General features: G+C 65.1%; 10 protein-coding genes. 8 read left to right on the forward strand and 2 right to left on the reverse strand.

All coding sequences use genetic code 11. The annotated features are described in order from the left end of the window. Both SE91_RS12685 and SE91_RS12690 read left to right on the forward strand, forming a co-directional pair. Positions 1-672 (forward strand): thiamine-phosphate kinase (locus tag SE91_RS12685; protein WP_061847826.1); only part of this gene is annotated, 672 nt, incomplete at its 5' end. 234 nt (positions 673-906) lie between these two features. Continuing rightward, entirely contained in the window at positions 907-3027 is a 2121-nt protein-coding gene (locus tag SE91_RS12690) for a sodium-translocating pyrophosphatase (RefSeq protein WP_061847827.1), read from the forward strand. A gap of 252 nt (positions 3028-3279) precedes the next feature. Here SE91_RS12690 and SE91_RS12695 read toward each other — a convergent pair whose 3' ends face one another. Further along, entirely contained in the window at positions 3280-4293 is a 1014-nt protein-coding gene (locus SE91_RS12695; protein WP_061847828.1) for a Bug family tripartite tricarboxylate transporter substrate binding protein, read from the reverse strand. Positions 4294-4507: 214 nt separating this feature from the next. Beyond that, positions 4508-4993, reverse strand: a complete 486-nt coding sequence (locus tag SE91_RS12700) for an outer membrane protein assembly factor BamE (RefSeq protein WP_061847829.1) — start codon at positions 4991-4993, stop codon at positions 4508-4510. Between the two features lie 98 nt (positions 4994-5091). Between SE91_RS12700 and SE91_RS12705 the strand changes: the two genes are divergently transcribed. The 6 genes from SE91_RS12705 to SE91_RS12730 all read left to right on the forward strand — a co-directional run. Next, positions 5092-5640 (forward strand): ubiquinol-cytochrome C chaperone family protein, encoded by a 549-nt coding sequence (locus tag SE91_RS12705; RefSeq protein WP_061847830.1) that lies wholly within the window; start codon positions 5092-5094, stop codon positions 5638-5640. Next, positions 5637-6206 (forward strand): YceD family protein, encoded by a 570-nt coding sequence (locus SE91_RS12710; protein WP_061847831.1) that lies wholly within the window; start codon positions 5637-5639, stop codon positions 6204-6206. The genes SE91_RS12705 and SE91_RS12710 overlap by 4 nt, the downstream gene beginning before the upstream one ends. 298 nt (positions 6207-6504) lie before the next feature. After that, positions 6505-7566 (forward strand): phosphate acyltransferase PlsX, encoded by a 1062-nt coding sequence (gene plsX, locus SE91_RS12715; protein WP_060736248.1) that lies wholly within the window; start codon positions 6505-6507, stop codon positions 7564-7566. Continuing rightward, positions 7563-8543: a beta-ketoacyl-ACP synthase III gene (locus SE91_RS12720; RefSeq protein WP_061847832.1), complete on the forward strand. Its 981-nt coding sequence runs from the start codon at positions 7563-7565 to the stop codon at positions 8541-8543. Before plsX ends, SE91_RS12720 begins: the two co-directional genes overlap by 4 nt. Before the next feature lie 131 nt (positions 8544-8674). Beyond that, positions 8675-9016 (forward strand): integration host factor subunit alpha, encoded by a 342-nt coding sequence (locus SE91_RS12725; RefSeq protein ID WP_197489460.1) that lies wholly within the window; start codon positions 8675-8677, stop codon positions 9014-9016. A gap of 24 nt (positions 9017-9040) precedes the next feature. Then, the coding region (locus SE91_RS12730; protein WP_061847833.1) for a MerR family transcriptional regulator at positions 9041-9451 on the forward strand (411 nt) is incomplete at its 3' end.

A 9451-nucleotide genomic window follows, 5' to 3' on the forward strand; every position in this document is an offset into this window, starting at 1 on the left:
GGCGAAGATTCAAAGGCTTTCGGATGCGCGCTGCTCGGCGGCGACACGGTGTCGACCCCGGGACCGCAGATGATCTCGATCACCGCCTTCGGCCGCGTGCCGCGGGGGCGGATGGTTGGCCGCACCGGGGCACGGCCGGGCGACCGCATCCTGGTGACGGGGACGATCGGCGATGCCGCGCTCGGCCTCGACGTGCTCAGCGGCGGCGGGGCGGCCACGGCGCTTGCCTCCGATCCCGCTGCACGGGATTTTCTGATCTCACGCTACCGCGTGCCGCAGCCGCGTAGCGTTCTGGCGCAGGCCGTGCGCGATCATGCCAGCGCCGCGATGGACGTCTCCGACGGGCTCGCGGGCGATCTCACCAAGCTTTGCGCAGCCTCCGGCGTCTCGGCCACGGTCGCCGTGGCGAGCGTGCCGCTGTCGGCTGCGGCGGCAGGCCTGATCGCACGCAAGGTCGTCGGCGTCGAGACGCTGCTCGCTGGTGGCGACGACTACGAGGTGCTCTGCACCGTTTCGCCGGCGCAAAGCGATGCACTGATCGCCGCCGGGCGGGCGACCGGCCTCGCTGTGACTGCCATCGGCACGATCATCGAAGGCGGGGCGCCGCCGCGCTTCCTGGACGGGCAGGGCCAGGAACTGACTTTGACGCGGCTCTCCTACAGCCACTTCTAGGAATTGCTCCAAACCGGCAGCTTGGTTCTCAGGACTAGCCCAAATACCTGCCGGGATCGGCTGTTTCGGCCTTATCCGGCGTTGCACCCTCAATTTGATTTTGGCAAGCTTGCGACCGACTAGGGCCGCTCCCTTCGGGCTAGGGGGCGGCCTTGTTCAAAATCAAGGCGCCGCACCGCACGACGGACCACAAAAGGCGCCGGGGGTACATCAAGGATCTGAGGCAATAATCAAATGACAGCATTATGGTTGATAGTGCTCTGCGGAGTGCTTTCCGTCGTCTACGCGATCTGGGCGACGTCTTCGGTGTTGGGTGCGGACGCGGGGTCGCCGCGCATGCAGGAGATCGCAGGGGCGGTGCGCGAAGGCGCACAGGCCTATCTGCGGCGCCAGTACACCACGATTGGTCTCGTCGGCATCGTCATCTTCGTGCTGCTTGCCTATTTCCTTGGACTTTATGTCGCGATCGGTTTCGCCATCGGCGCCATCCTGTCGGGGGCGGCTGGCTTCATCGGCATGAACGTCTCGGTCCGCGCCAATGTGCGCACCGCCCAGGCCGCGACGACCTCGCTCGCTGGCGGCCTCGAGCTCGCCTTCAAGGCCGGCGCCATCACCGGTCTTCTGGTGGCGGGACTCGCGCTGCTCGGTGTGACGCTCTATTTCGCCTTCCTCGTCCACTCCCTGAAGCTCGCGCCCGACAGCCGTGTCGTGGTCGACGCCCTCGTGGCGCTCGGCTTCGGCGCCTCGCTGATCTCGATCTTCGCCCGTCTCGGCGGCGGCATCTTCACCAAGGGTGCGGACGTCGGCGGCGACCTCGTCGGCAAGGTCGAGGCCGGCATCCCCGAGGACGATCCGCGCAATCCCGCGACCATCGCCGATAACGTCGGTGACAATGTCGGCGACTGCGCCGGCATGGCCGCCGACCTGTTCGAGACCTATGCGGTGACCGCGGTCGCCACCATGGTGCTCGCGGCGATCTTCTTCGCCAAGACGCCGATCCTCGCCAGCATGATGACGTTGCCGCTCGCCATCGGCGGCATCTGCATCATCACATCGATCATCGGTACCTTCTTCGTCAAGCTCGGGCCGAGCCAGTCGATCATGGGTGCGCTCTACAAGGGCCTGATCGCGACCGGCGTGCTGTCGCTGGTCGGCATCGCGCTGGTGATCCACTACCTGATCGGCTTCGGCAAGCTCGACGGTGTCAACTACACCGGCATGGCGCTGTTCGAGTGCGGCGTGGTTGGTCTCGTCGTCACCGCGCTGATCATCTGGATCACCGAATACTACACCGGCACCGACTACCGTCCGGTGAAGTCGATCGCCCAGTCCTCGGTCACCGGCCACGGCACCAACGTGATCCAGGGCCTCGCCATCTCGATGGAAGCGACCGCGTTGCCTGCGATCGTCATCATCGCCGGCATCCTGGTCACCTACAGCCTCGCCGGACTGTTCGGCATCGCCATCGCGACCGCCACCATGCTGGCGCTGGCCGGCATGATCGTCGCGCTCGACGCCTTCGGCCCTGTCACTGACAATGCCGGCGGCATTGCCGAGATGGCGGGGCTGCCGAAGGAGGTGCGCAAGTCGACCGACGCGCTCGACGCGGTCGGCAACACCACCAAGGCGGTCACCAAGGGCTACGCGATCGGCTCGGCCGGTCTCGGCGCCCTGGTGCTGTTCGCGGCCTACAACGAGGACCTCAAGTTCTTCATTGCGGGTTCCGCGCAGCATCCCTACTTCGCCGGCGTCAATCCGGACTTCTCGCTCAACAACCCCTACGTCGTGGTGGGCCTGTTGTTCGGCGGTCTGCTGCCGTACCTGTTCGGCGCAATGGGCATGACGGCCGTCGGCCGTGCCGCCGGTGCGATCGTCGAGGAGGTGCGGCGCCAATTCCGCGAGAAGCCGGGCATCATGCAGGGCACCGACAAGCCCGATTACGGCAAGGCGGTCGACCTGCTGACGAGGGCGGCGATCAAGGAGATGATCATCCCCTCGCTGCTTCCGGTGCTGTCGCCGATCGTGGTCTATTTCGTGATCTACGCGATCGCGGGCGGTGGCGCGGCCGGCAAGTCGGCGGCGTTCTCGGCCGTCGGCGCAATGCTGCTCGGCGTGATCGTGACGGGCCTGTTCGTCGCGATCTCCATGACCTCGGGCGGCGGCGCCTGGGACAACGCCAAGAAGTACATCGAGGACGGTCACTTCGGCGGCAAGGGCAGTGATGCCCACAAGTCGGCAGTGACCGGCGATACCGTCGGAGATCCCTACAAGGACACGGCCGGCCCCGCCGTGAACCCGATGATCAAGATCACCAACATCGTGGCCCTGCTGCTGCTGGCGATTTTGGCGCACTGAGCGGCGAGAGGTCTGCAAGACAAACCCCGCGGCGCGAGCCGCGGGGTTTTTGTTTGACGAATTGCACACTCTCACCGCGTCATCGCGAGCGCAGCGTCAATCTCACTGTCATCGCCCGCGCAGGCGGGCGATCCAGTATTCCAGAGGCGATGATGGGATACTGATAGGACGCGGCGTACTGGATTCCCCGCCTTCGCGGGGAATGAGAGCAGTGTGTTGGGCGCTATCCTTGTGCCAACTCCTCTTGAGCGCCTACTGCACGTCCATCTGCAGCCCTTCCTTCTGGATGATGCCAGCGAACTTCTTCGTCTCGGCGTCCACGAAGGCGGCGAATTGCTGCGGCGTGCCGTAATCGGCGCGGGCGCCCATGGCGGCGATCTGCTTCTTGACGTCGTCGCGCTCCAGCATCGCCTTAACCTGAAGATTGAGCGCATTCAGCACCTCGGGCGAGACCCCCTTCGGCAGGAACACGGAGAACCAGGACGACACGTCGAAGTTCGCCAGCTCCGGCGCGCTCTCGCGCATGGTCGGCAGGTCTTTCGCGAGATCGCTGCGCTCGGGCGTGGTGACGCAGAGACCGTTGAGCGTGCCGCTCTGCACCTGCGGCAGGCTCGGATAGAGATTGTCGAACAGGATCTGGATGTCGCCGGCAAGCGCAGCCTGGAGCGCAGGGCCGGCGCCGCGGAACGGGATGTGGGTCATCTTCAGCCCGGTGAGCTGAAGGAACCAGGCGCCGGTGAGGTGAGGGCTCTGGCCGACGCCGGAGGAGGCGTAGCTGAGCTTGTCCGGATTGGACTTCAGGTATGCGATCAATTCGGGAATCGACTTGATGCCGGTCTTCGGATGCGCCGACACGATGTTCGGAATCCGGATCATATTGGAGACCGGCTGAAGCTGGTCCGGCTTGTAGGAGAGGTTCTTGAAGATGCTGTAGGCGATCGCGTTCGGCCCGGGATTGCCGACCAGGATGGTCTGACCGTCAGGCTTGGCGCGGACGGCCTCGGCCGTTCCAATCGTGCCGCCGCCGCCCGAGCGGTTCTCCACGACGGCCGACTGACCCCAGGCGGTTTGCAAATGAGCAGCCAGCAGCCGGCCCATGACGTCGGTCGAGCCGCCGGCGGCGGCCGGTACGATGAGACGAACGGTCTCGGTCGGCTTCCAATCGGCGAGGCTCGATCGTGGCAGGATCGCTGCGGCCGAGAGGCCGGCAATTCCAGTGAGCACGCGACGGCGGGACAACGAAATGTTCTGAAGTTTCTTGGGCACGAATCCACTCCCTGCTTCTTGCTTGCAGCGAGCGTAAGGGAACGCGGCACGCGGCCGCAAGTCGCGCATGGCGGCAAGTGCGGCGTGGACAGCGGCAGGACGCCGCAGGCTCGCGCCATTTACCTTCCGATGGAATTACAACGACTCTAGAGCTGGTCTTGACGTGTTTTGTTCAGGCGAAGCGGCATCCGCTTCGCCCGAAAGCGCCCGCGACTCAGTTGAAGCTCAGCAGCTTGAACAGCGGCGCGAGGTAGCTCATCTCCTGACCCGACGTCGCCGTGGTGCGGCTGATGAAGTCGAAGATCTTGCCGTCCTGCAGGCCGTAATTCGCCAGCCGGCGCACGCGCCGGTTCTTGTCGAAATAGATCGCGATGACGCGCTGATCGACCACCTTCTGGTTCATGAAGGCGACCGGGCGCTCGGAGCGCTGCGAGATGTAGTAGAACACCTCGCCGTCGAGGGTTGCGACGGTGGAGGGCGTGCCCATCACGATCAGCACCTGGTCCTGGCTCGCGCCGATCGGAATCTGCTCCAGCGCGCCGGGCGGCAGGATGTAGCCCTTCTGGAATTGCTCGCCGGTGCAGCCCGCGAGCGCTGCGCCCACCAGGGTCGCAGCCGCGAGCGTGCGCAAGCCGCGCCAGCGTGCATGAAGGCCGCGCCGCTTCTCAGCGCGCTGGCTGCTGTGGTTCGTTATCGTCATTGCGGAACTGATTCCGTCCCCTTGCGTCGCGCGAGGCGCTGAAGTACCGGGCTGGGCGTCTGAATGCAACTCGCGCGCGCCCGCTTGCGGAAACCACAATGCTTTGGCCGTTCAATCACTTCAGGAAACCCCGGCTAGCCCCGGGCACCATCGAGGCCATCTATGGCATGATCGTGACGCAGGCGCGAGAACCCATATTTTACCGGGACTTGGGGGTGCCGGATACGGTTAACGGGCGTTTCGACCTGTTGCTGCTGCACCTCTGGCTGCTGCTGCGCCGCCTGCGCACGGTCCAAGGCGCCACGGAGCTGTCCCAGGCGCTGTTCGATCGCTTCTGCGAAGACATGGACGACAATCTGCGCGAAATGGGGGTGGGCGACCAGACCGTGCCGAAGCGGATGCGGGCGTTTGGCGAGGCCTTCTATGGCCGCGTCCAGGCCTACGACCAGGCCATGGAGGGAGGCAGCGGGGCTCTAGCGGCTGCGATCTGCAAGAATATCTTGAATGGGACCGGCATGGATCAGGCTCACAGGCTCGCGGCCTATGCGCGAGCCACGGAAGCCGATCTCGGCCGGGCTGACGAGGCGGCGCTACTCCGCGCGTCCTTCAAGTTTCCCCCGGCGCTTGCACAGGATCTCACGCCATGAGCCGACCGACGACCGGATCAGTGCCCGATCCCTGGCGGGCGCCAATCATCGTGGCGCAGGTCCCCGAGACCGGCCTGCATCGCGAGCTCGAGGCATCAGTGGCCGAGCGGCAGGCCATGGCCGAGCTCGCGGGCCTGCGGGAGATCCTGTCCGCCCATGCCAGCTTCGATGTCGTGCCAAAGAGCGGCGGCCGGGTCCAGGTCACGGGATTGGTTCGCGGCCGTGTCGGCCAGACCTGCGTCGTCACGCTCGATCCGATCGAGAGCGAGATCGAGGAGGAGGTGGACCTGATGTTCGCCCCCGAAGCCGAGGCGCGCCGGCTCGCCGACCTGATCGAGGAGGGGCAGGACAACGAAGAGCCGCCGGAGGTCGCCGATCCTCCGGAGGCGATTGTCAATGGCATCATCGACCTCGGCCGCCTCGCCACCGATGCGCTGTTCCTGGCGATTGATCCCTATCCACGCAAGGAGGGGGCTGTGTTCGAGTCGGAGGTCACCGCCCCCGATCCGGAGGACCATCCGTTCGCAGCGCTGAAGGCGCTTCAGGACGGGAAGAAGGGCAAATAGGCTGGGCATATCCGGCCGGGTCGCTTGGGGCGGGACATGAGCTGTCTACCGTGAAGGTTTGAAGGGCGCCTATATCCGATTGATTTCGATGTATTTCTCGCCAGTTCATCGGTCCGTTCCCGGATCGCTCGGAATGCAAAAGGCTGGGGGCAAGAGGTTGTTTCGGGGGTACAAAACGCTATTGTCGCGCCCCGGTTCGGGTGCGGCGTGGCGCTTGGCCGGTCGCCATGTCCATGGCGAGCCCATTGTGCGGCCCCGCTGATTCAAGACCGCACCAGACCAGGTTTCCAGGACTTTCATGCCAAGCAAGGTTCGCATCGCGCTGGACGCCATGGGGGGCGATGTCGGTCCCGCCGTGGTCATCCCCGGCGCGGCTATCTCGCTTGGCCGGCATCGCGACAGCGAGTTCCTGCTGGTCGGCGACCGCGCAAGGATCGAGCCCGAGCTCGACAAGCACCCGAAGCTGAAAGCAGTCTCCCGGATCATTCATACCGATGTCGCCGTCAGCATGGAGGACAAGCCGAGCCAGGCTCTGCGGCGCGGCCGCAAGACCTCCTCGATGTGGCTTGCGATCGATGCGGTGAAGAAAGGCGAGGCGGATGTCGCGATCTCGGCCGGCAATACCGGCGCGCTGATGGCGATGGCCCGCTTCCATTTGCGCACGCTGCCGGGCATCGATCGCCCGGCCATCTCCGCGATCTGGCCGACCCGGCGCGGCGAATCCGTGGTGCTCGACCTCGGCGCCACGCTCGGGGGCGATGCCCACCATCTGGTCTCGATGGCGGTCATGGGCGCGGCCAAGGCGAGCGTGCTGTTCAACAAGACGCGGCCCACGGTCGGGCTCCTCAACATCGGGGCCGAGGAGATCAAGGGCCATGAGGAGATCCGCGAGGCCAGCGAGATCCTGCGTGCGCGGAACCTGCCGGAGCTCGACTATATCGGCTTCGTCGAGGGCGACGGAATCGGCAAGGGGCTGGCCGACGTCATCGTCACCGAAGGCTTCAGCGGCAACATCGCGCTGAAGGCTGCCGAAGGAACCGCACGGCAGATGGCGGAATTACTTCGGAACGAGATGCAGCGGAGCTGGCTGTCCAAGCTCGGCTATCTCTTCGCCCGCAGCGCCTTCCAGGCCCTGCGCGACAAGATGGACCCCAACAAGTCCAATGGCGGCGTGCTGCTGGGACTGAACGGGGTTGTGGTCAAGAGCCACGGCGGAACCAACGCCGAAGGCTTTGCCTATGCGATCGATGTTGGCTATGAGATGGCTCACTACGATCTCCTGAACAAGATCAATCAGATGCTCAACCGCGAGGGTGGTGCACTCAGTTCGGTGCAGGCCGCGCAGGAGGCTGTTTCGTGACGAAAATTCGTTCGGTCGTACTCGGCTGCGGCTCTTATCTGCCGGAGCAGGTGGTGACCAACGCCCAATTGGCGGCGCGGATCGACACCTCCGACGAGTGGATCGTGCAGCGCACCGGCATCCGCGAGCGGCATGTCGCCGCCGAAGGCGAGTGCACCTCGCACCTCGCGATCAAGGCGGCGCAGGCTGCGCTCACGGACGCCGGCGTGGATGCGCAATCGATCGAGCTGATCGTGCTGGCGACCTCGACCCCGGACAACACGTTCCCAGCGACCGCCGTCGCCGTGCAGCACGGGCTCGGCATCAACCATGGCGCGGCCTTCGACCTCCAGGCAGTGTGCTCGGGCTTCGTGTTCGCGCTCGCCACCGCCGACAATTTCCTGCGCACCGGCGCCTACAAGCGCGCCCTGGTGATTGGCGCCGAGACCTTCTCGCGCATCCTCGACTGGAACGACCGTGGCACCTGCGTGCTGTTCGGCGACGGCGCCGGCGCGGTGGTGCTGGAGGCGCAGGAGCAGCTGGGCAATGCGGCGACCGACCGCGGCATCGTCACAACACATTTGCGCTCCGACGGCCGCCACAAGGCCAAGCTGTTCGTCGACGGCGGGCCGTCCTCGACCCAGACCGTCGGTCATCTGCGCATGGAGGGCCGCGAGGTCTTCAAGCACGCCGTCGGCATGATCACCGACGTGATCGTCGATGCCTTCCAGGCGACGGGGCTGAATGCCGACAGCATCGACTGGTTCGTGCCGCACCAGGCCAACAAGCGAATCATCGACGCTTCCGCCCACAAGCTGCACATCGCGCCCGAGAAGGTGGTGCTGACGGTGGACCGGCACGGCAACACCTCGGCGGCCTCGATCCCCTTGGCGCTCTCGGTGGCGCGCAAGGACGGCCGCATCAAGAAAGGCGACCTGGTGCTGCTGGAAGCCATGGGCGGCGGCTTCACCTGGGGCTCCGCGCTCGTGCGCTGGTAGCAACAGTCCATAAAATTTTGGCCGAATCAGCGCCGATTATCGATGCGTCGCATTGATGAGCGCTGTTGACCGCCGTATCGTAACCTCCTAATTTCAGACAACAATTGTTCGCCGTGATGTGGGGCAGGGCGATGACCGATCAAAGCAAAACCGTAACGCGTGTTGATCTCTGCGAAGCCGTCTACCAGAAGGTGGGCCTGTCGCGCACAGAATCGTCCGCCTTCGTGGAACTCGTGCTGAAGGAGATCACCGACTGCCTTGAGAAGGGCGAGACGGTGAAATTGTCCTCGTTCGGCTCCTTCATGGTGCGCAAGAAGGGCCAGCGCATCGGCCGCAACCCGAAGACCGGCACCGAGGTGCCGATCTCGCCGCGGCGCGTCATGGTGTTCAAGCCGTCGGCGATCCTGAAGCAGCGGATCAACACTCAGCACCGCACCAATGGCGATGCCAGCAAGGCTCAACCCGAGGCGTAACCGCCTTTCGAAAAGGACTGGCATTTGGACAAGGCGCCGGATGCGTTCCGAACCATCAGCGAAGTAGCGCAGGAGCTCGACATTCCGCAGCACGTGCTGCGGTTCTGGGAGACCCGCTTCGCCCAGATCAAGCCGATGAAGCGCAGCGGTGGCCGCCGCTACTATCGTCCCGACGATGTCGACCTGCTCAAGGGCATCCGCCGCCTCCTGTACGGCGAGGGCTATACCATCCGCGGCGTGCAGCGGATCCTGAAGGAGCACGGCGTCAAATCGGTGCAGGGCCTCGCCGACAGCGCGGCCGCGGTCTCCTTCGGCGCCATCGAGGACGCCATCGGCGCGAGCTTGATGGAGCCCGAGGACGAGGCGCCCATCAAGGGCGTCACCGACACCGACGATGACGATTATCAGGGCGACGAGGAGGAAGGCATCGACTTC

Source organism: Bradyrhizobium sp. DOA1 (genome assembly GCF_001593325.1).
In the GTDB taxonomy this organism is placed as follows: domain Bacteria; phylum Pseudomonadota; class Alphaproteobacteria; order Rhizobiales; family Xanthobacteraceae; genus Bradyrhizobium.

Excerpts from the sequence above, each read along its gene's own strand:
- SE91_RS12690 (WP_061847827.1), top strand. The coding sequence starts at position 907 with ATGACAGCATTATGGTTGATAGTGCTCTGCGGAGTGCTTTCCGTCGTC.
- SE91_RS12700 (WP_061847829.1), bottom strand. The coding sequence starts at position 4,993 with ATGACGATAACGAACCACAGCAGCCAGCGCGCTGAGAAGCGGCGCGGC.
- SE91_RS12705 (WP_061847830.1), top strand. The coding sequence starts at position 5,092 with ATGCTTTGGCCGTTCAATCACTTCAGGAAACCCCGGCTAGCCCCGGGC.
- SE91_RS12710 (WP_061847831.1), top strand. The coding sequence starts at position 5,637 with ATGAGCCGACCGACGACCGGATCAGTGCCCGATCCCTGGCGGGCGCCA.
- plsX (WP_060736248.1), top strand. The coding sequence starts at position 6,505 with ATGCCAAGCAAGGTTCGCATCGCGCTGGACGCCATGGGGGGCGATGTC.
- SE91_RS12725 (WP_197489460.1), top strand. The coding sequence starts at position 8,675 with ATGACCGATCAAAGCAAAACCGTAACGCGTGTTGATCTCTGCGAAGCC.